15 protein-coding genes are annotated in these 23,749 nt (G+C 54.7%); 8 read left to right on the top strand and 7 right to left on the bottom strand.

Going from position 1 to position 23,749, the window contains the following annotated elements:
* Positions 1 to 23: 23 nt before the first annotated feature.
* The gene (locus IB226_RS01910) at positions 24 to 1,808 is read right to left on the bottom strand and encodes an Ig-like domain-containing protein (protein ID WP_192233285.1); all 1,785 of its coding nucleotides are present in this window, start codon (positions 1,806 to 1,808) and stop codon (positions 24 to 26) included.
* Between the two features lie 562 nt (positions 1,809 to 2,370).
* Here IB226_RS01910 and IB226_RS01905 point away from each other — a divergent pair.
* Genes IB226_RS01905 through rcsB form a run of 3 tightly spaced genes read left to right on the top strand, consistent with a single transcriptional unit; the run spans position 2,371 to position 6,864 of the window.
* Entirely contained in the window at positions 2,371 to 3,525 is a 1,155-nt protein-coding gene (locus IB226_RS01905) for an MFS transporter (protein ID WP_110866581.1), read from the top strand.
* A gap of 23 nt (positions 3,526 to 3,548) precedes the next feature.
* Positions 3,549 to 6,212 (top strand): phosphotransferase RcsD, encoded by a 2,664-nt coding sequence (gene rcsD / locus IB226_RS01900; protein WP_192234493.1) that lies wholly within the window; start codon positions 3,549 to 3,551, stop codon positions 6,210 to 6,212.
* A gap of 1 nt (position 6,213) precedes the next feature.
* Positions 6,214 to 6,864: a response regulator transcription factor RcsB gene (gene rcsB / locus IB226_RS01895; RefSeq protein WP_007889370.1), complete on the top strand. Its 651-nt coding sequence runs from the start codon at positions 6,214 to 6,216 to the stop codon at positions 6,862 to 6,864.
* A 48-nt stretch (positions 6,865 to 6,912) separates the two neighbouring features.
* On the opposite strand, the gene rcsC is transcribed toward rcsB, so the two are convergent.
* Together rcsC and gyrA are read right to left on the bottom strand one after the other, a co-directional pair.
* Positions 6,913 to 9,768 carry a two-component system sensor histidine kinase RcsC gene (gene rcsC, locus IB226_RS01890; RefSeq protein ID WP_101763669.1) on the bottom strand — a complete coding sequence of 952 codons (2,856 nt, stop codon included), beginning with the start codon at positions 9,766 to 9,768 and terminating at the stop codon, positions 6,913 to 6,915.
* A gap of 164 nt (positions 9,769 to 9,932) precedes the next feature.
* Positions 9,933 to 12,572 (bottom strand): DNA topoisomerase (ATP-hydrolyzing) subunit A, encoded by a 2,640-nt coding sequence (gene gyrA / locus IB226_RS01885; protein WP_192233283.1) that lies wholly within the window; start codon positions 12,570 to 12,572, stop codon positions 9,933 to 9,935.
* Between the two features lie 176 nt (positions 12,573 to 12,748).
* Here gyrA and ubiG point away from each other — a divergent pair, with 176 nt between their 5' ends.
* From ubiG to yfaE, 4 genes are all read left to right on the top strand, one after another.
* Positions 12,749 to 13,474, top strand: coding sequence for a bifunctional 2-polyprenyl-6-hydroxyphenol methylase/3-demethylubiquinol 3-O-methyltransferase UbiG (ubiG, locus tag IB226_RS01880; RefSeq protein WP_110866579.1), 726 nt, complete (start codon positions 12,749 to 12,751; stop codon positions 13,472 to 13,474).
* Between the two features lie 771 nt (positions 13,475 to 14,245).
* On the top strand, positions 14,246 to 16,531 hold the full coding sequence (gene nrdA / locus IB226_RS01875; RefSeq protein WP_110866577.1) for a class 1a ribonucleoside-diphosphate reductase subunit alpha: 2,286 nt from the start codon (positions 14,246 to 14,248) through the stop codon (positions 16,529 to 16,531).
* A 53-nt stretch (positions 16,532 to 16,584) separates the two neighbouring features.
* Entirely contained in the window at positions 16,585 to 17,715 is a 1,131-nt protein-coding gene (nrdB, locus tag IB226_RS01870) for a class Ia ribonucleoside-diphosphate reductase subunit beta (protein ID WP_192233281.1), read from the top strand.
* A gap of 2 nt (positions 17,716 to 17,717) precedes the next feature.
* Positions 17,718 to 17,978, top strand: a complete 261-nt coding sequence (yfaE, locus tag IB226_RS01865) for a class I ribonucleotide reductase maintenance protein YfaE (protein ID WP_061717835.1) — start codon at positions 17,718 to 17,720, stop codon at positions 17,976 to 17,978.
* A gap of 37 nt (positions 17,979 to 18,015) precedes the next feature.
* Here the strand turns inward: yfaE and IB226_RS01860 are convergent, their stop codons facing one another.
* Positions 18,016 to 19,212: a nicotinamide mononucleotide deamidase-related protein YfaY gene (locus IB226_RS01860; RefSeq protein WP_192233279.1), complete on the bottom strand. Its 1,197-nt coding sequence runs from the start codon at positions 19,210 to 19,212 to the stop codon at positions 18,016 to 18,018.
* Positions 19,213 to 19,356: 144 nt separating this feature from the next.
* Positions 19,357 to 19,665: a stress response protein ElaB gene (gene elaB / locus IB226_RS01855; RefSeq protein ID WP_101763663.1), complete on the bottom strand. Its 309-nt coding sequence runs from the start codon at positions 19,663 to 19,665 to the stop codon at positions 19,357 to 19,359.
* A 291-nt stretch (positions 19,666 to 19,956) separates the two neighbouring features.
* On the opposite strand from elaB, the gene IB226_RS01850 reads away from it, so the two are divergent.
* Complete coding sequence (locus tag IB226_RS01850; RefSeq protein ID WP_101763662.1) at positions 19,957 to 21,615, top strand: glucan biosynthesis protein D; 1,659 nt, start codon at positions 19,957 to 19,959, stop codon at positions 21,613 to 21,615.
* 30 nt (positions 21,616 to 21,645) lie between these two features.
* Here the strand turns inward: IB226_RS01850 and IB226_RS01845 are convergent, their stop codons facing one another.
* Complete coding sequence (locus tag IB226_RS01845; protein ID WP_101763661.1) at positions 21,646 to 22,098, bottom strand: GNAT family N-acetyltransferase; 453 nt, start codon at positions 22,096 to 22,098, stop codon at positions 21,646 to 21,648.
* A gap of 189 nt (positions 22,099 to 22,287) precedes the next feature.
* Positions 22,288 to 23,745: an NADH-quinone oxidoreductase subunit NuoN gene (gene nuoN, locus IB226_RS01840; RefSeq protein ID WP_008105131.1), complete on the bottom strand. Its 1,458-nt coding sequence runs from the start codon at positions 23,743 to 23,745 to the stop codon at positions 22,288 to 22,290.
* Positions 23,746 to 23,749 lie beyond the last annotated feature (4 nt).

The following is a 23,749-nucleotide window of genomic DNA, read 5'->3' as shown; positions in this document are numbered from 1 at the left end:
TGTTGCTAGCGGTTGATGGCGGATTACGCCAGGTTCTGAACCTGATGTTGCTGCAGATGGTCGCCGAGGGTGTAACTGCTATCGCTGGCGTTGTAGTGACTCTCCGTGGCGCGCGCATCGCTGGGTTGAGCGGCGGCGCTGTCGCCTGCGTCGACCAGTTGCGTATTCAGTGGCTCGCTGCTGACGCTGGCGGCCGCCTCATGGCTATCGATGGTCACCGGCTGCGTCGCCATCGCCACATTGCCTGCTTTGTCCTGCGCGCTGACCTTCATTTGGTAACTGCCATCATCCAGCGGTGCCAGCTGACCCGCCAAAATGGTCAGCGCCCAGTTGCCGTCGGCTTTAACCGTGGCGGTGTAACTCTGATCGCCCAGCGTCAACGTCACAAGGCTGCCCTGATCGAGATGGCTACTGCTGCCCTGAATCAGATGCCAGCTATTCAGCTCCGCCGCATCCAGCACCCCGTCGCCAAACGGTTGATTCAGCGTAATGGTCGGCACCTGATGCGTGGCAACGTTGAACAGGTTCTCAATAATCTGCGTGTCGTGGTTGCCGTACTCATCCCAGCGCGTGGCCAGCGCCGACACTTCGCCATCCGGCAGCGCCTGCAGATCTTCGGCGCTGATGGTGACCATGCCGTTGACCGGCGTGTAGTTTTTGCCGTTGAGCGTCAGCTCCTTCACGCCTTCGAGATAGAAACTGAGATCGTGCTGCGCTTCCTGCTGATTCAGCGTGGTATCGCCGCCAATATTGATTTCGTAATAGATGTCTGGCAGTTGGGTGACCACGTTCAGTTCCAGCATTGCGTCAGTGCTGTTGCCAGCGCCATCCTGCGCATAAACCCGGATTTCGCCCAGTGCAATAAAGCTCGCCACTTCACTGGCCGGAATCGTTACCTGCCAGTGACCGTCGCTGCCAATCTGCGCGTGATAGACCGCATCTCCACTGCACAGCAACAGCTGCTGGCCCGGCACCACCACCGAAAGATCGCCGCTAAAGGTGAGATCGTTTTGGCTCTCTTCTTTATTGATCACGTTGTCTGCCGTGACCTTATCGAAACTGATGTGCGGCAGGCTGCTAACGTGGGTAATTAAGGTGACATCCTGCAGATAAGCGGTGGTTTTGCCGTTGGGATCGGTAGCGCTGACTTTCAGGCTGTAGACGCCATCCTGTAACGCCTGAAGATCCTGTGAAGGAATGGCAGCGGTCCATTCGCCTTTATCGTTAACGCCGCCAGAGTATTTTTTCCCGGCTAAAATCACCGTGATATGGCTGTTCGCCGGCATGTGCGTAACGCTGCCGTGCACCTCCACGCCGTAAATGCCTTCTGCCACGCTGACCGCGTTATCACCGCTGATCGGATCCAACGTCAGCGTAGGCTTGATGGTTTTATCCACGTAAACCCCAAAGCCCACCTGCGTATCGGTGCTGTTACCGGCTTTGTCGGTGATGGTCAGCGTCAGCGAATAAGCACCGTCGGACAATCCGTTGAGCACCGACGGCGGCATCGAAGCATTCCAGTAACCCCATTTATTTACCGTGCTGTGCCAGACTTCGCCGTTAAAGGTCAGCGTTACGGTGGCGCCTGGCTCAGATTCGGCGCGACCGCGCAGGTGAATATTCCTGCCGGATTCCCATGCGGCAATCACGCCATCTTGTGCAATAGGTTCATAAGGACGTAACGGCGCGGGCGGCGTAGTATCCACGCTGCGCGTTTGCAAAGATGATGTGTCGTCTGCCAGCGGATAAAGAGTGACCGCAGAGTGCAGAATCGCCGCTAATTGTTGTTCGGATTGACGTGAAGACATAGGTAACCTCGTTACAGGGAAGGTATTGCAACGGTCATTAAGCTTATTAATGTTTTAAGCGTACCGGTGCGCCATACAGGCCATTAATCAATGGCCCGCTTCGCCTGATGAAAACGGGTTACCCGCAGGTAACAAGGAGTAAAATAAGGCACAGCAAAATTCTCCCAAAGGGGGAGAAATAATCTCGATCTCGCTATATTCCGCATCGGGAGCTGATGGGATGACTAACATATCGGTTTTACGTGGTCGCTGCCTATTGGCGAAAATCCGGAAATGCATGCTTTGCGACAGCGCCAAAAAATTGACGTCCAGGCCGCATGTGGCGCGGAATCTTTCATCAGTATACTGCATCATTCGGCAGAAAAAATTTTACTTAAGTCACTCCAGTAATGATTGGCACATGCCAGGAAAGTTCTGGAAAAGCGCAGCGATGCGTAAAAAATCGGTAATATGCCTGTTTCTGGCGTTTAATCGCTGCCATCTGATAGGGTCTGATGCGCGGTGTGACATGCGCTTTGATGCTAAACTTCGTCGCTTCACCCGCTAATGAAAACTACTCTTTATGACAGCACTGGACGCCGCGCCGCAAAATAAATTGCATCACCGTGTCAATCTTGGGACACGTATCGTTTTCCTCATCGCTGGATTGGGCATGTCCGCATGGGCACCGCTGGTGCCGTTCGCCAGCCAGCGTCTGGCATTGAGCGGCGCATCATTGGGCGGTTTGCTGCTGTGTCTGGGAATTGGCTCGCTGGCGGCGATGCCGATTACCGGCGGTTTGATTGCGCGCTTCGGTGGTCGTCGGGTGATGTTGTGCTCCACGCTGGTGGTGCTGGCGATGTTACCGCTGCTGGCAACGCTTGATGTGATGTGGCTGATGGCCGCCACTTTAATGGTGTTTGGTGCCGGACTCGGCATGCTGGATGTCGCGATGAACGTGCAGGCGGTCGAAGTGGAAAAAGCCGCACGCAAGCCGATGATGTCCGGTTTCCACGGCTTCTTTAGCCTCGGCGGGATTATCGGCGCCGGTTCCGTCAGCCTGTTACTCGGCAGCGGCCTGACGCCGTTACAAGCCGTAGGCGCGGTGATGGTGCTGATTGTGCTGCTGCTGGTGTGGAGCCTGCCGACGCTGATGACCGAACGCCTGCATCAGCCCGATCAGCCGTGGCTGGTTATTCCGCGCGGTTGGGTGGCATTCCTCGGTTTACTCTGCTTTATTCTGTTTCTTGCCGAAGGTGCGGTGCTGGATTGGGGCGCGCTGTTGCTGCTGCAAAGCCCGGAGATGAGCCCGGCGCACGCTGGTTTAGGTTATGCGGTGTTCTCGGTGGCAATGACCATTGGTCGTCTGACCGGCGATAAAGTGATTCAGCGCTTCGGCCGTTATCCGGTGATGTTGACCGGTGCGTTAGCCGCTGCCGCAGGCATGACGTTGGCGGTGTTGCTGCCGTGGCCGCAAATTGCGCTGCTGGCTTTCCTGCTGGTGGGTTTTGGCCTCGCCAATACGGTGCCGATGTTGTTCAATGCTGCCGGGAATCAACACGATATGCCGTCGAATCTGGCGATTTCGGCCATGACAACGTTAGGCTATGCAGGTATTCTTTCAGGTCCGGCTTTAATCGGATTAATTTCCCAGTGGATCAGCCTGAGTGGTGCATTTTTGCTTATCGCTCTGCTGCTGCTGGCCGTCGCTGCCAGTGCCCGACGGGTTGCGCGCTAATTCCATGATCCTGAGACACTATGCTGCCTTATAAATTTCCACTGACATCCGGCAATGTAACGCGCTTTTTCGTGGTGTTTAACCTGGTGCTTTTTCTGGCGCTGGGCGCGATGGTGCACAACAGCGTGAATGCCTGGATGACAGAGAAGCGCTATGCGATGACCGATTTGGCGCGTGCGATGCAGAAACGCATCGATGCGTCGCGCTTCGCTACGTGGCAGATCTATGAGAACCTGGCCACCAGCGCCGCCGGTTCGTCGCCGAACAGTAATCTTCAGGAAACCCGCCTGCGCCCGGATGTCTATTATCTGGAAAAAACCCGCCGCAAAACCGAAGCACTGATTTTCGGTTCGCACGATAGCAGCACGCTGGATATGACCATGCGCATGTCCAACTATCTCGATACGCTGTGGGGCGCGGAAAATCCGACCTGGTCGATGTACTTCCTCAATGGTCAGGATAACAGCCTGATTATGATCTCCACGCTGCCGCTGAAAGACATGGCGACACGTTATAAAGAGAGTGCGATCAATTCGCTGGTTGATAGCCGCCGCGCCGAGATGCTGCAGCAGGCCAATGCGCTGGATGAGCGCGAAAGCTTCTCGCCGCTGCGTCACTTCGCCTGGCAGAACGATCACTACTTTACCCTGCGCACCACTTTCAATCAGCCGGGCCATTTAGCTACCGTGGTGGCATTTGATTTGCCGGTTAACGATCTGATTCCGCGTAATATGCCGCTGGAGAACTTCCAGCTACGTCAGGACGCGACGCAAACGTCGACCACCACCACCACCAGCGACGACACCAGCAGCGAAAGCACGCACGTGGCGCTGGTAAACCCGAATCTGGAGATCGCCGCCTCGCTGCCTAGCACTTCGCTGCAGCTGGTGTATCGCGTGCCGCTCACCAGCCTGGCGCTGGATACGCTGCATAATCTGATGTGGCCGCTGCTGATCAACCTTGTGCTGTTTTTACTGTCGATTGCGGGCATTACGCTGCTGCGTCAGCAATCGCTGCGCCCGAACGAGAATCAGAGCGCCGAGCTGGATTCGCTGCGCATGCTTAACGAAGAGATCGTCGCCAGTTTGCCGGTCGGCTTGCTGGTGTACGACTTCGCCACTAACCGCACGCTGCTCAGCAATAAAATCGCTGAACATCTATTGCCGCACCTGAATCTGCAGAAAATCATCAATATGTCCGATCAACATCAGGGCGTATTGCAGGCGACCATCAATAATGAAGTGTATGAAATTCGCCACGCGCGCAGCGTGCTGTCGCCGCATACTCAGCTATTTATGATGCGCGATCAGGACCGCGAATTACTGGTAAATAAGAAGTTGCAGAAGGCACAACAGGTGCTGGATCGTAATCACCAGATGCGTCAGCAGTTAATGCATAACCTCGGTCACGCCCTCAATGGTCCACTGCAAAGCATGGTTAAGCAACTAGTACAACTTAGCCAGCGTGACGATGACGAAAGCGTGCTCGATCTGCTCGACGAGAGCCAGGGTTTGGCGCGCCTGGTGGATGACATTGTGCTGCTTAATCGCCTGGAAGCGCATGACTGGTCGCCTGATGCCAGCGTGTTCAACCTGCAGGATATGCTGGACGAAATCGCGCTGGAAAGCCTGCCGCTGCTGCGTCGTAAAGGTTTAGCGCTGGTGGTGAATAACCATTTAGCCAATGACGAGATGCGTTTTGGCGATCGTCGTGCGCTGCGTAAAGTGCTGACCACGCTGATGCACTATTCGCTGACCACCACGCGCTGGGGCAAGATTTCGCTGGAGATCAAAACCAGTGAAGACAAGCCCAATCAGGTCTTACTGCAGCTGGTGGATACCGGCTCCGGCTTGAGCGTCGATGAACTGGCGAATGTCGATTTCCCCTATCTCGGCGACACCACGCAAGATCGTTTTGGCCAGGCGTCCGGCATGGCATTTTTCCTCTGTAAGCAGCTGTGCAAACAGATGGGCGGCCAGCTGGAGATCATCGCTAAACCCGATATCGGCACACGCTACAATATTCAGCTGCCGCTGGCGTTAGAGCAGCAAGGCGAGCAGGAAGAGAAACTGCTGGAAGGCGTGACCGCGTTGGTGGATATCGCCGTAGAAGACGTACACAAGATCGTTTGTCGCCACCTCGAAAACTGGGGAGCGAAATGCCTGACCTCGGATGAGCGTTTAACTGGTCAGGATCATGATGTGCTGGTGACCGACGATCCGGCGCGCCTGAACGGCTGGGCGCTGCTGCTGGCCGGTGACGAAATGGGTCATCACGCGTTGAACGATCATCAATTCCGGGTCAACTTCAATCTCAGTAATGCACTGCTTGATGCGCTGCTGGCCCTGATTGAAAAGCAACTTTCTCATGATTTGTTAGAGGATAGTCGCGAAGATGAAGAAGCCACGCCGCTAATGAGCGGAGGCTATTTCCAGCTGTTTACCGAGACAGTACCGCCAGATGTGAAGAGACTGTATACTGAAGCGGCGGAAAAGGATTATCCCTCGCTTGCTCAGACAGCACATCGCCTGAAAGGCGTGTTTGCCATGCTCAATCTGGGTTCAGGTAAACAGCTTTGTGAAGCGTTAGAACAACACATTAAAGTATGTGACGATTTAACCATTAAAAATACCACCAGTGAAATTGACGCTTACGTCAGCCAACTGCTGCAGCAAGGTAACCAATAAGATGAATAACTTGAACGTAATTATTGCCGATGACCATCCGATCGTTCTGTTCGGTATCCGTAAGTCACTGGAACAGATTGAATGGGTTAACGTTGTAGGTGAGTTTGAAGACTCAACAGCACTGGTAAACAGCTTGCCCAAACTGGACGCTAATGTCCTGATTACCGACCTTTCCATGCCAGGCGAGAAGTACGGTGACGGTATCACCCTGATTAAATACATCAAACGTCACTATCCGGACCTCTCGATTATCGTTCTGACCATGAACAATAACCCAGCGATCCTGAGCGCGGTGTTGGATCTGGATATCGAAGGGATTGTACTGAAGCAAGGCGCACCAACCGATCTGCCAAAAGCACTCGCGGCTCTGCAGAAAGGCAAAAAATATACGCCGGAAAGCGTGGCAAAACTGCTGGAGCGCATCAGCGCCGGTGGTTACGGTGACAAACGTCTGTCGCCGAAAGAGAGTGAAGTACTGCGTCTGTTCGCAGAAGGTTTCCTGGTGACTGAGATCGCTAAGAAACTTAACCGCAGTATCAAAACCATCAGTAGCCAGAAGAAATCAGCCATGATGAAACTGGGCGTGGAAAACGATATCGCGCTGCTGAACTATCTCTCTTCTGTCAGCGCCACTCAGGTCGACAAAGAGTAATACGAATGGGCGGCGTCTTCTGACACCGCCCATTTTTTAGTTTCCGCTTTACGCCTCTACCCTGCCCTTTCTGACGCGTTCCGCATACACCGCCAGCGTGCTTTTCAACACATCCAGCGTGACCGGCTTCGACAAACAGTTATCCATACCCGCATCCATACAGCGCTGCTTCTCTTCCGCTAACGCATTTGCCGTGACGCCAATCACCGGGAAAGTATGTCCCAGCTGACGCAGACGTTGCGTCAGGCGATAACCATCCATGTTCGGCATGTTCACGTCGCTCAGCACGATATCGATATGGTTGCGACTCAGCACGTTCAGCGCATCAACGCCATCCTGCGCGGTTTTGGTTTGATAGCCGACGGTGCCGAGCTGTTCTGATAGCAGCATGCGGTTGATCGGATGGTCATCAACAATCAGTACGATAATATCTTCGAAGGTCGCGGCGGCTTTTGGCGCGGTTAACGGCAGCGGCGTGGCGGTTTGGCTATTAATGTTGATGCGGTAGATGCGGCCCAGCAGCTGCGGCAGATCGTGCAGCATCGCGCTGCTCTGAATCCATTGCCCCGGCGCGGTTTCGTGCGGCATATCGATGTGCTCACCACAGATACGAATATGTGCGCGTCCAGTTTGCGCGGCAGGTTCATCGTGATCGCTGATGATCACATCATCAGCCGCCGCCTGGCCGTGGTAATACGCTGCCTGAATGCCCTGCTGTTGCAGCAGACGCAGCAGGAAGCTGGCGAGATACTCATTACGCATATCCAGCCAGATGGCTTTTTCCTGCAAGCCGTCGAGCAGCGGTGGCGCCGCCAGCTGACCGGAATAGATCGGAATACGCACGATAAACTGGCTGCCCATGCCCGGTTCGGAATCGACTTCGATATCGCCATCCATCATGTTGATCAGCTTTTCACAGATCGCCAGCCCTAAGCCGGTGCCCTGGAAGTTACGCTGCACGCCAGAACCCACCTGGAAGAACGGATCGAACAGGCGCGTTACCTCTTTGGCCGGAATACCGACGCCGGTATCGCGTACGCGGAATGCCAGATAACCCTCTTTGACGTAAGCATGCAGGATGATGCAGCCGGTATGCGTGAATTTAATGGCGTTGTTCAGCAGGTTGGATATCACCTGCTGCAGACGCATGGCGTCGCCATCCATAATCAGGGGCACATCGTTTTCAATAAACACATACAGCGCCAGGCGCTTACGCACCACCAGCGAGAGATAGTTGCTGGCAATATGGTTGACCACTTCACGCGGCGAGAACGGATGCGGTTCAATTTTCAGTTGTTCGGATTCGATCTTCGAGAAGTCGAGAATGTCGCTGATGATCTTCAGCAGCAGGCTCGACGAGTTGTTCATCGCCGTCACCAGTGAATCGACGCCTTTCGGCAGCACTTTGGTTTGCAGCAGATCGAGGTTACCGATAATGCCGTACAGCGGCGTGCGCAGTTCATGGCTGACGGTGGCGAGGAACATTGATTTCGACTGGCTGGCTTGCTCGGCCGAGTGCGCCATCTCCTGCAGCGACTGCTCCATACGCACGCGCGCCGAAACATCCACCAGCACGCAAATCGCCACGTTTTCATTACGATAACGCGAATGTACAAAGCTGATTTGCAGGTTGGTGTTGCTGCCGGTCAGCACATCGACAAAGTTGACCTGCTGACCGCCAATGATTTCATTCAGACGCTGGCGATCTTCCTGCGTCAGCAGCGTCAGATAGTTATGCGCCAGTTCGTTACTCAGAATGTTGGTGCCGTCGCTGGTGCGCAGGATACAGATGCCGACCGGCGCCGAGGCGACAATCTTGCGGTTGAACTGCTCGTGCTCCTCCAGCCGATGCGCATTCTCCTCGGCCGGCAGGAACATGCGGCGCTCAAAAATCCACGCCAGCGTGAACAAAATCACCGCGGTTAAGATATTGAGTAGCAGCGCGTTGATCAGCATCAGCTTGAGCTGATCGGTTAACACGTCGGTGGAAAGCGACCACACCACATTGAGATTCGACGGCGGCAGCGGCTTTTTCAGCACCAGCTGGCGATAGCTGTCGAGATAGCCGAACCAGGTGCTGTTATCCGGCAGATCGTCGAGCGAGTAGCCCGGCCCGCCGCGACGCGAACTGATCAGCGGACGGTAGTTTTCATCGGTGATGGTGGCCACCAGCGGCAAACCGCCCGGCTGAATAAACTCATCAAGGCGAATATTCTGCTCCACGCCCAGCAGCGCCTGCAGCTTGTTCGCCACATATACCGGCATCACCATATAGAAGTTGCCGACGCCCGGCTGCGCGCTGCTGGTGATCCAATACATCGGCTGACGGCGCTCTTCTTCATTGCCGTTGCGATAATGCAGCACGCGTTCGCGCAGCGCTTTCAGGCTACGTTCACGATCGACTGAATTGTTGCTGCCGATAGTGAAATCAGCCAGACACTGATTCTCTCCGCCGATGAAGAACACGCGGTTCAATTCATACGCCGAGGCAAAATTGCTTTTCCAGTAATTGATGTAGTAGCTGAGCGAGTCCAGCGAGTTACGCCAGGTATTGCTCATTGACGTGCAGTCGCCATCGGAAAACAGCGGCGTGAACTGCGGCAGCGCACCTTTTCCCGGCGGCAAACCGTTGAGCACATCCAGACCATTAGCGCTGCTGCTCAGGCGATTTTCGGTGATGTATTTCAGCTCGCGCATCACGTCCGCCGAATGGCGCACGTACCACTCAGCCTGACCATAATTGGCGGCAAACTCCTGACGCACCGCGTTCTCTTTCTCATGCAGCACGTTGATGATGTAGAAAGTGGTCAGCAGCGCACCCAGCGCCCAGAGCAGCAACGCCAGCGCACGAAACAGATAGCGCGAAATTCGAAGCGTAGTGCGAAAGGAGACAAGATATTTCAAAAGAGGCTCACTGGCGGTAAGAGGTTATCAGGATGTTGAAAAGCTTCCATACACTAGCTTTATCGGTCCTAAAAAGCCAGCTAGCCCGCGCCTTTAGGGGAAAACTCAGATAAAAAAACGGCAGGTCAGTTTCCTGACCTGCCGCTTAATAAAGCCGTTACGAATTACTCTTCGTCGTCAGCTTCTGGTGCTTCGTCCTCGCTGTCCACTTCCGGCGCGATATCCTCCTCGCCTTCCGCTACGCTACCGTCGATGGCGTCGAGTTCTTCCTCTTCCACCGGCTCCGCGACGCGTTGCAGACCCACCACGTTTTCATCTTCCGCAGTACGGATCAGAATCACGCCCTGAGTGTTACGGCCTACCACGCTGACTTCCGACACGCGAGTACGCACCAGCGTACCGGCATCGGTGATCATCATGATCTGATCGCCATCCACCACCTGTACCGCGCCGATAACCGGTCCGTTACGTTCGGTGACTTTAATCGAGATCACGCCCTGGGTCGCACGCGACTTGGTTGGATACTCGCTGTTGGCGGTACGTTTACCGTAACCGTTCTGCGTCACGGTGAGGATCGCGCCCTCTTCGCGTGGCACAATCAGCGACACCACTTTGTCGCTTTCAGCCAGCTTGATACCGCGAACGCCCGAAGCCGAACGGCCCATCGCACGTACCGCCGTTTCAGCGAAGCGCACCACTTTACCGGCGGCAGAGAACAGCATCGCTTCGTCGCTACCGTTGGTCAGCGCCACGCCAATCAGCTCGTCATCCTCACGCAGGTTGATGGCGATGATGCCCGCGCTACGCGGACGGCTGAACTCCTGCAGCGCGGTTTTCTTCACGGTACCGCTCGCAGTAGCCATGAAGATGTTGAAGCCTTCGGTGTATTCACGCACCGGCAGAATGGCGGTGATACGTTCGTTGGCTTCCAGCGGCAACAGGTTAACGATTGGACGACCGCGCGCACCACGGCTGGCTTCCGGCAGCTGATAGACCTTCATCCAGTAGAGACGGCCGCGGCTGGAGAAGCACAGAATGGTGTCGTGGGTGTTGGCCACCAGCAGACGATCGATAAAGTCTTCTTCTTTAATACGTGCGGCGGATTTGCCTTTACCACCGCGGCGCTGGGCTTCATAGTCGGTCAGCGGTTGGTATTTGACATAACCCTGATGCGACAGCGTCACCACAACGTCTTCCTGATTGATCAGGTCTTCGATATTGATGTCTGCACTGTTCGCGGTAATTTCAGTACGACGTGCGTCGCCGAACTGATCGCGCATCAGCTCCAGCTCTTCACGGATTACTTCCATCAGGCGCTCAGCGCTTTGCAGGATGTGCAGCAGCTCAGCAATCTGATCCAGCAGCTCTTTGTATTCGTCGAGCAGCTTTTCGTGCTCGAGGCCGGTCAGTTTCTGCAGACGCAGATCCAGAATCGCCTGCGCTTGCTGTTCAGTCAGATAATATTGACCATCGCGAATACCGAACTCGGCTTCCAGCCATTCCGGACGTGCAGCGTCATTACCGGCACGTTCCAGCATCGCGGCAACGTTACCCAGATCCCACGACTGCGCCAGCAGGCCCAGTTTCGCTTCGGCTGGCGTTGGTGCACGACGAATCAGTTCGATGATCGGGTCGATGTTAGCCAGCGCAATCGCCAGGCCTTCAAGGATGTGGGCACGATCGCGCGCTTTACGCAGTTCGAAAATGGTACGACGCGTAACCACTTCACGACGGTGGCGCACGAAGGCTTCGATGATGCCTTTCAGCGTCATGATCTTCGGCTGGCCCTGATGCAGCGCCACCATGTTGATGCCGAAAGAGACCTGCAGCTGTGTCAGCGAGTAGAGGTTGTTGAGAACCACTTCACCCACCGCATCGCGTTTGATCTCAATGACAACACGCATGCCGTCTTTATCAGATTCGTCACGTAGTGCGCTGATGCCTTCCACGCGCTTCTCTTTCACCAGCTCGGCGATCTTCTCGATCAGACGCGCTTTGTTCACCTGATACGGCAGTTCGTGCACGATGATGGTTTCACGGCCGGTCTTGGCATCAGTTTCCACTTCGCCACGTGCGCGAATGTAAATCTTACCGCGCCCGGTGCGATAGGCTTCTTCAATACCACGACGACCATTGATGAAGGCCGCCGTCGGGAAGTCTGGCCCGGTGATGTGCTCCATCAGACCTTCAACGGTGATGTCTTCATCTTCAATAAACGCCAGACAGCCGTTGATCACTTCCGTCAGGTTGTGCGGTGGAATGTTGGTTGCCATACCAACGGCGATACCGGAAGAACCGTTTACCAGCAGGTTAGGAATTTTAGTTGGCAGGACTTCAGGGATCTGCTCGGTGCCGTCATAGTTCGGCACGAAATCGACGGTTTCCTTTTCCAGGTCAGCCAGCAGCTCCGAAGAGATCTTTGCCATGCGGACTTCGGTATAACGCATCGCTGCGGCGGAGTCGCCGTCGACCGAACCAAAGTTACCCTGACCGTCAACCAGCATGTAGCGCAGGGAGAATGGCTGGGCCATACGCACGATACTTTCGTATACAGCGGAATCGCCGTGCGGGTGATATTTACCGATGACGTCACCGACCACACGGGCGGATTTTTTATAGGGTTTATTCCAGTCGTTGCCCAGTTCGCTCATGGCAAAAAGCACACGGCGGTGTACCGGCTTCAGACCATCACGCACATCGGGTAAGGCTCGGCCAACAATGACCGACATGGCGTAATCGAGGTAGGAGTTTTTCAACTCTTCTTCGATATTGACCGGTGTAATTTCTCTCGCAAGGTCGCTCATGGAGCCGCTATCCCTCTACATAATCCCGGATTTAAAGGTGCGAAAGTATATCACATTGCTTCCCTTCGGTGAACGTTAACCAGGCCTTAATCCCGCTTTTCCTTGAGCGTGAGAGATGCGTTCGCGTGAGTTAAGCGTTTATACTGAGGGAATATTTTGTCTGGAGTGATGATTCAATGAGTGAACAACCGCAGGAAAGCCGCCAGAACGTCGACCACGCCGAGATCGCCAAGTTTGAGGCCGTGGCATCCCGCTGGTGGGATTTAGAGGGTGAATTTAAGCCGTTGCACCGTATTAACCCCCTGCGACTTGGCTGGATAGCGCAGCATAGTAATGGCCTGTTCGGCAAGAAAGTGCTCGATGTCGGCTGCGGCGGCGGCATTCTGGCGGAGAGCATGGCGCGTGAAGGCGCTGAGGTTACCGGCCTGGATATGGGCGCTGAGCCGCTGGAAGTGGCGCGTCTGCATGCGCTTGAGAGCGGCGTTAGCGTTAACTACGTGCAGCAAACCGTGGAAGATCACGCCGCAAGTCACCCCGGGCATTATGATGTGGTGACCTGCATGGAGATGCTGGAGCATGTGCCGGATCCGCGCTCGGTAGTCTTAGCCTGCGCGCAGCTGGTGAAGCCCGGCGGCGAAGTGTTTTTCTCCACCATCAACCGCAATCCAAAAGCCTGGCTGCTGGCGGTATTTGGTGCCGAGTATGTGCTGCGCATGGTGCCGCGCGGGACGCACGACGTGAAGAAATTCATCCGTCCCGCCGAGTTGCTGAACTGGGTGGATGAAACCCCGCTGCGTGAAAGAAATATGATTGGCCTGCACTACAATCCGCTGACCAACCAGTTCCGTCTGGGTCGCGGTGTCGATGTGAACTACATGATTCATACGCATCGTCAGGAGTGATGTCATCCTTTGCCAGAGGCGCTGGCGCGTCTGCTGCGACAAAAGGGTCATTCGCAGCGCTGAGGCTTTTACGTTGGGTCAGGAGCCTCACGCAGGGATGCGTGAGGCAGTTCGGGGCCGGCCAGGATGGCCGATCCGCGAACGGTCCGTTGGCACGACGTGGAAGCCGAAGGCACCGCGCTAGCGGCGCGAGGACGGCCCGTGACGCAGCAGAGGTGTCAGAGCCCGCACCAGATTTCAAGCAAAATGCTTTCTTAACTAACAAGCATTACCTCTTTCATGGCGACCTCTTATCCCCTAATTTTGGCCCTATCCAGATCAATTTCCTTTTAGACGCGTACCAGCCTTTTTTATAGGCTAAGCAAGTCACAAAAAATTCATAAGCACTTTTAGATAAGTTCGCTGCTGGCGGCCTTGTCGGGGCTTTTTTTGTCTAAGAAAATTCCTGAAGCGCGGTGGTTGAGCAAGAAACACGCGTCCGATCATAAAGTGAAAAAAAAGTGCTGAGCGGTTGACACTAAGTGCAGGCCTTGCGGCATGCGGATCCAGGATTTTAGCCAGCCGGTAATGACGATTTTTTAGTGAAAATCAACTCTTGTTAAGAAGAGATTGCTGACTAGAATACTCACCATATTGTTGTTCAAACTTCCCGCACCCCCTATATATAGTGTTTATCCACAGGCTTACTCACAACGAGCGGCTTGTGCATAAACCTTGTGCATACATGGGGGATAAATACGTCATTCATGCATGGACAGGTAAAAACGCGACATGAACCAAAGTCTGCTCGTTACTAAACGCGATGGCCGCCAGGAGCGCATTGATCTCGACAAAATTCATCGTGTACTGGATTGGGCAGCCGAAGGGCTGAACAATGTTTCAGTTTCACAGGTTGAACTGCGCTCACACATTCAGTTCTACGATGGCATCAGAACTTCTGACATTCATGAGACCATCATCAAGGCTGCCGCAGACCTGATCTCGCGTGATGCGCCGGATTACCAATACCTGGCTGCGCGTCTGGCTATCTTCCACCTGCGTAAAAAAGCCTACGGCCAGTTTGAGCCGCCGAAGCTGTACGATCAGGTGGTGAAAATGGTTGAGATGGGCAAATACGACCGCCATCTGCTGGAAGATTACAGCACCGAAGAGTTCGAGCAGATGGACGCGTTTATCGACCATTGGCGCGACATGAATTTCTCCTACGCAGCGGTTAAGCAGCTGGAAGGGAAATATCTGGTGCAGAACCGCGTCAGCGGCGAAATCTACGAAAGCGCCCAGTTCCTCTACATTCTGGTGGCGGCATGCCTGTTCTCTGGCTATCCGCGCGAAACCCGTATGGATTACGTGAAGCGCTTCTACGATGCGATCTCAACCTTTAAGATCTCACTGCCAACGCCAATCATGTCCGGCGTGCGCACCCCAACGCGTCAGTTCAGCTCTTGCGTACTGATCGAGTGCGGCGACAGCCTCGACTCTATCAACGCCACCTCTAGCGCCATTGTGAAATACGTTTCTCAGCGCGCCGGTATCGGCATCAACGCCGGCCGCATTCGTGCGCTGGGTAGCCCGATTCGCGGTGGCGAAGCGTTCCACACCGGTTGTATTCCGTTCTACAAACATTTCCAGACTGCCGTGAAGTCTTGCTCACAAGGCGGCGTACGTGGCGGCGCAGCGACGCTGTTCTACCCAATGTGGCATCTGGAAGTTGAAAGCCTGCTGGTGCTGAAAAACAACCGCGGTGTTGAAGGCAACCGCGTGCGTCACATGGATTACGGCGTACAGATCAACAAACTGATGTACACCCGCCTGCTGAAAGGTGAAGACATCACGCTGTTCAGCCCGTCTGACGTGCCTGGCCTGTACGATGCGTTCTTCGCCGATCAGGACGAGTTCGAGCGTCTGTACACCAAATACGAGAAAGACGACAGCATCCGCAAACAGCGCGTGAAAGCCGTTGAGCTGTTCTCACTGATGATGCAGGAGCGTGCATCAACTGGCCGTATCTACATTCAGAACGTCGATCACTGCAACACGCACAGCCCGTTCGATCCAAGCATCGCGCCAGTTCGTCAGTCGAATCTGTGCCTCGAGATCGCACTGCCGACCAAACCGCTGAACGACGTCAATGACGAAAGCGGCGAAATCGCCCTGTGTACGCTGTCTGCCTTTAACCTGGGCGCGATTAACAGCCTTGACGATCTGGAAGAGCTGGCCACCCTTGCGGTGCGTGCGCTTGATGCACTGCTGGATTATCAGGATTACCCCATTCCGGCAGCACAACGCGGCGCCATGGGCCGTCGTACGCTGGGTATTGGCGTGATCAACTACGCATACTACCTGGCGAAAAACGGCGTGCGTTACTCTGATGGCAGCGCCAACAATCTGACGCACAAAACTTTCGAAGCCATTCAGTACTACTTGCTGAAAGCCTCGAACGAATTGGCGAAAGAGCAAGGTGCGTGCCCGTGGTTTAAAGAGACCACTTACTCGCAGGGCATTCTGCCGATCGATACCTATAAAAAGGATCTCGACGCGGTGTGCAACGAGCCGCTGCATCTGGATTGGGAAGGCCTGCGTGAGTCCATCACCACGCACGGTCTGCGCAACTCAACGCTCTCTGCGCTGATGCCGTCTGAAACCTCTTCGCAGATTTCGAACGCCACCAACGGTATTGAGCCGCCGCGCGGACACATCAGCATCAAAGCATCGAAAGACGGCATTCTGCGTCAGGTGGTGCCAGAGTATGAGCGTCTGAAAGACCAGTACGAACTGCTGTGGGAAATGCCGTCTAACGACGGTTATCTGCAGCTGGTTGGCGTGATGCAGAAGTTCATCGATCAGGCGATTTCGTCGAACACCAACTACGATCCGAGCCGCTTTGCGAATGGCAAAGTGCCGATGAAACAGCTGCTGAAAGACCTGCTGACCGCGTACAAGTTCGGCGTGAAAACCCTGTATTATCAAAACACCCGCGACGGTGCGGAAGATGCACAGGACGATCTGGCACCTTCCATTCAGGATGATGGCTGCGAAAGCGGCGCATGTAAGATCTAATCTCATCTTGTCAGGGCCGACATTGGTCGGCCCTCTTCACATTTGGACTCAAAATGGCTTACACCACATTCTCGCAGAACAAAAATGACCAGCTGAAAGAGCCGATGTTCTTTGGCCAGTCCGTCAACGTTGCCCGTTTCGATCAGCAGAAATATGACATCTTTGAAAAGCTGATTGAGAAGCAGCTCTCCTTCTTCTGGCGTCCGGAAGAAGTGGACGTCTCGCGCGATCGCATCGATTACCAGGCGCTGCCGGAGCATGAAAAGCACATCTTCATCAGCAACCTGAAGTATCAAACGCTGCTGGACTCGATTCAGGGTCGTAGCCCGAACGTGGCGCTGCTGCCGTTGATTTCCATCCCTGAGCTGGAAACCTGGATTGAAACCTGGGCGTTCTCCGAGACCATTCACTCGCGCTCCTACACGCACATCATCCGTAACATCGTTAACGATCCGGCGGTGGTGTTTGACGATATCGTCACCAACGAGCAGATTCTGGCGCGCGCCGAAGATATCTCGAAGTACTACGACGACCTGATCGAGATGACCAGTTACTGGCATCTGCTGGGTGAAGGTACGCATCAGGTCAACGGTAAAACCGTTACCGTTAACCTGCGCGATCTGAAAAAGCAGCTCTATATCTGCCTGATGAGCGTTAACGCGCTGGAAGCGATTCGCTTCTACGTCAGCTTCGCCTGTTCATTTGCTTTCGCCGAGCGCGAGCTGATGGAAGGCAACGCCAAAATCATCAAGCTGATTGCACGCGATGAAGCGCTGCATCTGACCGGCACCCAGCATATGCTGAACCTGCTGCGCACCGGTGAAGACGATCCAGAGATGAAAGCTATCGCCGCGGAGTGTCGTGATGAATGCTTCGAACTGTTCAAGAAGGCAGCCGAGCAGGAAAAAGAGTGGGCAGAATACCTGTTCAGCGGCGGCTCGATGATTGGCCTGAACAAAGACATTCTGTGCCAGTATATCGAGTACATCACCAACATCCGTATGCAGGCGGTGGGTCTTGATCTGCCGTTCCAGACGCGTTCCAACCCCATTCCATGGATCAACTCGTGGCTGGTGTCGGACAATGTGCAGGTTGCACCGCAGGAAGTTGAAGTGAGCTCGTATTTGGTCGGTCAGATTGATTCTGAAGTGGGCGAAGACGATTTCGACGGCTTCCAGCTGTAAGCATGAGCCGCTCTGTTGTTATTCTGCGTAGCTCCGGCTCCCGGCTGGAGTGCGCAGAAGATCACCCTAATCTGCTGGCGACGCTGGAAGCCAATAATCTGTGCGTTGAGTTTCAGTGTCGCGAAGGCTACTGCGGCTCTTGTCGCATGCGTTTGCTAAAAGGCGAAGTGGATTATGCCGAAACCCCGTTGGCGTTTGTGCAGCAAGGCGAGATTTTGCCGTGCTGCTGTCGCGCCAAAGGGGAGATTGAGATCGAGCTGTGATTGACTAGGCCGCCATTTATGGCGACCTGGTGACCAATCAGCGTTTCACCGTTTCCAGCACATCAATCCAACCGTGACCGGTGCTGACTTCACTGCCGTGCAGCCAGCGACGCAACATGTTCATCGCCATCATTGCCACCACTTTCTGCCGCGTTTCCACGTTATGACGTCCATGAGTGAACTTTACGCGTTGGCCCCAGCTGGCTTCCGGCGTATGAAGCGCAATCGATACTTCGCCTTCCACTAAATTTCCCACCGACAACGCCAGCGCCACGCCCTGCTGTTTCGCCCAGTCACGCGTGCGCGCAACCTGCGCTTCCAGATCTTCATCCTGCGGCGGCAGAATCTCTGCTTTGCTGAGCGCCACATCCGCTGCGGCCAGCTGCCAGTTAAGTAAGCCGGCGGTGAACTGCTCGCTCAGCGCCAAATGGAAGCCACGCTGCTGCAACTCGCGCGCCAGCAGCGCCGGTAAACCTTCGGTGCCCTCAAAGATGGTGCATTCAGCCAGCAACAGTTTTACCTGCTGCCACACTTGCTCCATCGCCACGCGCTGGCTGGCGGGTCCGGTGAGTTTGATTTCAATAATCGGCATCGATGAGCGATAGCCCATCACCACGCCTTCCGGCAGCGGGAGCGGCTCCAGCTCGGCGGCAATGTCACTTTCCCCACGTCCAAAGGTGGTGAGGCGCAAACACAATGGTGGCTCAGGCAGTTCAAAGCGTGCTTTGAGGCGCGGAATAATCTCCTGCTCAACCATCACTTTAAATTCCGACGGCACGCCAGGGGTGAAGAAAATCCAGCAGCGATTGAGCTGCAGCGCGAAGCCGCATGCGGTGCCGACCGGATTATCGAGCATCTCAGCTATGGCGGGGATTTCTGCCTGCTTGCGGTTGCTCGGTGCCATCACACGTCCGCGGCTGGCGAACCAGGCTTCCATTTTTTCCAGCCAGGGTTGCTGGATAACTAACTCGCTGCCGCTGGCAATGGCTGCGGCCTGCGCGCTGAGATCGTCACTGGTCGGTCCTAAACCGCCATTCACGATTAGCACGTCAGCAATCTGGCTGCGGCTCTGCAGCGCCTCCACCAGCGAGGTCATTGCATCACCGACGGTGCTACGGCTGGTCATCGGCAAACCGTGCTGGAACAGCACATCGGCCAGCCACGCGGCGTTGGTATCGACAATCTGCCCATGTAACACTTCATCGCCCGTTGAGAGCATTTCTACACGTATCACGTTGCGTTCTCCTTTTCCCTGTCGCTTTACTGTAGGAAGCGCGCAGGCGAAACACAATCGCGGATGATGCGAAACAGGGATTTAACGGGAAAAGCGGCGAGGAAATCAGGAAGCGGGCGCGAAGCGTGTCGCGCCCGTTGGAACTTATCGTCGAGCCAGCAGTAAACCGACAAACAGGCCAGCGGCGGCACCGATGCCAATCCCCTGCCACGGTTTTTCATGCACATAATCATCGGCGCGATAGGCCGCGTTTTTGGCACGATAGTAATAGCTGTCTGACGCATGGCTAACGCGCGATTTCACGTCTTCCAGCGCTTGTTCAGCTTTGAGTTTCAGCTCGATATATTTCTGATCGGCCGGATCGCCTGATGCGCGTAACACTTCTTCCAGCGTTTCCGTTAGCAGCGCCAGGTCGTCGTCAAGGTGCGTTTCAAATTGATCTGAAGATGACACTATGTAGTTCCTCCATGTTCCTTGCTCGTTGTGGTTTAACTATAGTCATAAATTGCAGATTTGCTGGATGGCGACTGCAAGGTTTTCACCAAGTTTCATCCACCACAGTGCAAAGTTGTGTCATGTACGCTGCCGCTACGCGAATTCTGCTTCGCTTATTTGATTAATCTGATAAATTTTCCGCAGACTGAATTATTTATTTTCACGACTGTCGTACCCCCCTGTAGTCAGACGCTTCTCGTCTTACGAGAGTCAAAATACACCCGAGCAGCTAAGGATTAGATTTCCGGCATGAATCGTAGAAAATTTATGAAAGCGTCCATGGCCCTCTCCGCTGTTAGCGGCATGACGGGTCTCTCCACGCTGTTTGCACAATCCGCCTGGGCCGATGATGGTATCGCCGACGGTACCGCGGTTCGCTTCGATTTCGACTCACTGAAAAAGAAAGCCTCCGCGCTGGCAAAACAGCCCTGGGGCGGCGCCCCCGGCCCCTTGCCCGACACCCTGGCCAATCTCACTCCACAGGCCTATAACGAAATTCAGTACGACGCCAACCACTCGCTGTGGAATAACATCCCCGATCGTCAGCTGGACGTGCAATTCTTCCACGTCGGTATGGGCTTCAAGCGCCGCATCCGCATGTTCTCGGTCGATGCCCAGAGCCGTGAAGCGCGTGAGATCCACTTCCGTCCGGAGCTGTTCAATTATCACAACGCCAACGTTGATACCAGGCAGCTGGTTGGTAAAACCGATCTCGGCTTTGCCGGTTTCCGTGCGTTTAAGAAACCTGAACTGGCGCGCCGCGATATCGTCTCTTTCCTTGGCGCCAGCTATTTCCGTGCGGTTGATGAAACCTTCCAGTACGGCCTCTCCGCGCGCGGCGTGGCGGTCAACACCTTCAGCAACGGCAAAGAAGAGTTCCCGGACTTCACCGCGTTCTGGTTCGAAACACCAAAAGCGGATGACACTACTTTCGTGGTCTACGCCCTGCTGGATGGCGCGAGCGTCACCGGTGCCTATAAGTTCACCATTCACTGCGAGGAGAAACGCGTCGTGATGGAGGTGGAAAACCACCTGTTTGCGCGTAACGACATTCGCCAGCTTGGCATTGCGCCAATGACCAGCATGTTCAGTTGTGGCACCAACGAGCGCCGCATGTGTAACACTTACCATCCACAAATCCACGACTCCGATCGTCTGGCGATGTGGACCGGTGAAGGCGAATGGATTGCACGTCCGCTGAACAACCCGCAGCGTTTGCAGTTCAACGCCTATCAGGACGAAAACCCGCGTGGTTTTGGCCTGTTGCAGCTCGATCATGACTTCAAAAATTATCAGGATGTGATTGGCTGGTACGACAAACGTCCAAGCCTGTGGGTAGAACCGATTGGTAAATGGGGCAAAGGCGCCATTAACGTGATGGAGATTCCAACCACTGGTGAAACGCTGGATAACGTGGTGTGCTTCTGGCAGCCGTCAGAACCGGTGAAAGCCGGTAGCGAGTTCAGCTTCCAGTACAAACTCTACTGGAGCCAGTTGCCACCAGTGCGCAGTGGTTTGGCGCGTGTCGATGCCACGCGCACCGGTATCGGCGGCTTCCCGGAAGGTTGGGCGCCAGGCGAACACTTCCCGGATACCTGGTCACGTCGCTTTGCCATTGATTTTGTTGGTGGCGATCTGAAAGCCGCAGCGCCGAAAGGTATTGAGCCGGTGATTACCGTTTCAGAAGGCACATTTAAGCAGGTTGAGATTCTCTACGTCGAGCCACTCAACGGTTACCGCATTCTGTTTGACTGGTATCCAAACAGCGACTCGACCAAACCGGTTGATATGCGCCTGTTCCTGCGCACTAAGGATGAGACGCTGAGTGAAACCTGGCTCTATCAGTACTTCCCGCCGCCGCCAGATCAACGTAAATACGTTGATGACCGGCAGATGACGCCAGGCTGATTGATTAACGGCGAGGAGCAATCCTCGCCGTTATGCTTTTTGCATGCCGATGTGCGGAATGTCATCTTCCATGTAGACTTCAGTCACCGCTTTAAAGCCCAGACGACCGTAGAACCCTTCCAGATGTGCCTGCGCAGAGAGATAAATAGCGCGCTGCGACCAATACTTTTCACAGCTCTCCAGCGCCTTCTCCATCAAGCGATAGCCCAGCTTCAAACCGCGTGCTTCTTCAGAAACAATCACACGACCAATCATTACCGGTGCAGAGTCTAGCGCTGGCGTTAACACGCGCGCATAGGCCAGCAGCTTACCGTCGAGAAATCCGAGAATGTGGCGATTTTCGGCAGCTAGATCCTGGCCATCAATATCCTGATAAGGACAGTTTTGTTCCACGATGAAGACATGATTGCGCAGTGCCAGCAAAGTGTAGAGTTGTTGCGCTGTCAGTTCACTGTGGTGGCAATCAAGCCAAAGCATTTCCATGGTGCTTCCTTGTCTGAGCGAAAAAAGGGATCCGATGAGAATATCACACCGGCTACGCCAAACGCAGTGAGCAGCAGCGGCAGCTGAAAACCTCGTGGTGACTCTGTGCTCGACCTCTCACTATGCCGTGAACTGCAGGCAAAAAAAATCAGGCCCGCAGGCCTGATTCAGTAGTTTCGTAAATCTGAATTACATCAGTGGCTGAGCCATCTGCACCAGTGTAATCAGCGGCTGCGGATAAACACCGAGCAGCAGCACCAGAATCGCAGATATCAGCACCACAACGCCGCCGGCAGTAAATGCCCAATTGGCTTGCGTATCGCGGTTGTGCAGTTCCGGCGGACTGAGATACAGACTCACCGTCACACGCAGATAGTAATAAAGCCCAATTGCACTACCCGCTACTACCGCACCACTCAACCACCACAGATGTGCGTTCACACTCGAGGCGATAACGTAGAACTTACCGATGAAGCCGAGCGTCATTGGGATACCCGCCAGTGACAACATCATCACCGTCATTACCGCAGACAGAATCGGACGATGCCAGAACAGACCACGATAGGAATAGAGCGTATCGGCATCCGGACCGCGATATGGGCTCGACATCAGGCTCACTACGCCGAACGCGCCAAGGCTGCTGAATAGGTAACCGGCCAGATAAACGCCTGCGGTTTCCAGCGACAGCTGATGGGTTTTCACCGCAATCAGCGCCACCAACAGATAACCAAGGTGCGCGATCGAGGAGTAACCGAGCAGACGCTTGATGTTGCTCTGGGAAATCGCCATCAGGTTGCCGAACAGAATCGACGCAAAGGCAATGATGCCCAGCACGGTACGCACCGCTTCGCTGTCAGTGACGGGCGCGTACATGAACAGGCGCATAATCACACCAAAGATGGCGATCTTGCTGGCGGTAGCGAGGAAGGTTGAAACCGGCGCTGGCGCACCCTGATAAACATCTGGCGTCCACAGGTGGAAAGGAACCAGCGACAGTTTAAAGCCCAGTCCGATAATCATCATGCCCAGACCGAGCAGCAACAGCGGCTCCTGAATCATGCTATCGCTCAGACTTTTACCCAGCTGCACAAAGCTCAGGCTGCCGGAATCAGCATAAATCAGCGCGATACCGAACAGCAGGAACGATGAGGCCGCCGCCGACAGAATGGTATATTTCAGCGACGCTTCCAGCGAACGTTTCTGGCGGAAAGCATAACCAATCAAACCAAACAGCGGCAGTGACAGCAGTTCGATACCGATGAACAGCGCTGCCAGATGATTGGCGCTCGCCAGCACGATCCCGCCGAGTGCTGCAATCAGCACCAGCAGATAGAACTCATCTTTGTTATCCGGGAAACCGGCCAGCCACGGATAAGCGAAGGTGCAGGTGGCTAAACTCGCCAGCACCACCAGCGCGGTGTAGAACATCGAATAGCCATCAACGCGCAGCAGCGGCGTGACGTCCATCGCTCCCGCCTGGCCTACAAACCACAGAGAAAACAGCGCAATGTTAAGTCCGATCACCGTCAGCGTGGCATTAACAAAGTGATTGCGTCGCCACGCAATGGACAGCATCACCACCACCACCGTCAATCCGACGATCAACAGCGGCAGTAACGCGATCAGATGTTGAGGAGTTATTGTCATGGCG

Origin of the sequence: Pantoea sp. PNT03 (genome assembly GCF_014852515.1) — a bacterium.
Classification (GTDB): domain Bacteria; phylum Pseudomonadota; class Gammaproteobacteria; order Enterobacterales; family Enterobacteriaceae; genus Pantoea; species Pantoea leporis.
The sequence above is the reverse complement of the archived record's forward strand: the minus strand, read 5'-3'. Positions and strand labels throughout refer to the sequence as shown.

Coding starts and splice junctions, on each gene's coding strand:
- IB226_RS01905 (WP_110866581.1), top strand. CDS start 2,371: ATGACAGCACTGGACGCCGCGCCGCAAAATAAATTGCATCACCGTGTC.
- nuoN (WP_008105131.1), bottom strand. CDS start 23,745: ATGACAATAACTCCTCAACATCTGATCGCGTTACTGCCGCTGTTGATC.
- IB226_RS01845 (WP_101763661.1), bottom strand. CDS start 22,098: ATGGAAATGCTTTGGCTTGATTGCCACCACAGTGAACTGACAGCGCAA.
- yfaE (WP_061717835.1), top strand. CDS start 17,718: ATGAGCCGCTCTGTTGTTATTCTGCGTAGCTCCGGCTCCCGGCTGGAG.
- IB226_RS01850 (WP_101763662.1), top strand. CDS start 19,957: ATGAATCGTAGAAAATTTATGAAAGCGTCCATGGCCCTCTCCGCTGTT.
- ubiG (WP_110866579.1), top strand. CDS start 12,749: ATGAGTGAACAACCGCAGGAAAGCCGCCAGAACGTCGACCACGCCGAG.
- gyrA (WP_192233283.1), bottom strand. CDS start 12,572: ATGAGCGACCTTGCGAGAGAAATTACACCGGTCAATATCGAAGAAGAG.
- rcsB (WP_007889370.1), top strand. CDS start 6,214: ATGAATAACTTGAACGTAATTATTGCCGATGACCATCCGATCGTTCTG.
- nrdB (WP_192233281.1), top strand. CDS start 16,585: ATGGCTTACACCACATTCTCGCAGAACAAAAATGACCAGCTGAAAGAG.
- nrdA (WP_110866577.1), top strand. CDS start 14,246: ATGAACCAAAGTCTGCTCGTTACTAAACGCGATGGCCGCCAGGAGCGC.
- IB226_RS01910 (WP_192233285.1), bottom strand. CDS start 1,808: ATGTCTTCACGTCAATCCGAACAACAATTAGCGGCGATTCTGCACTCT.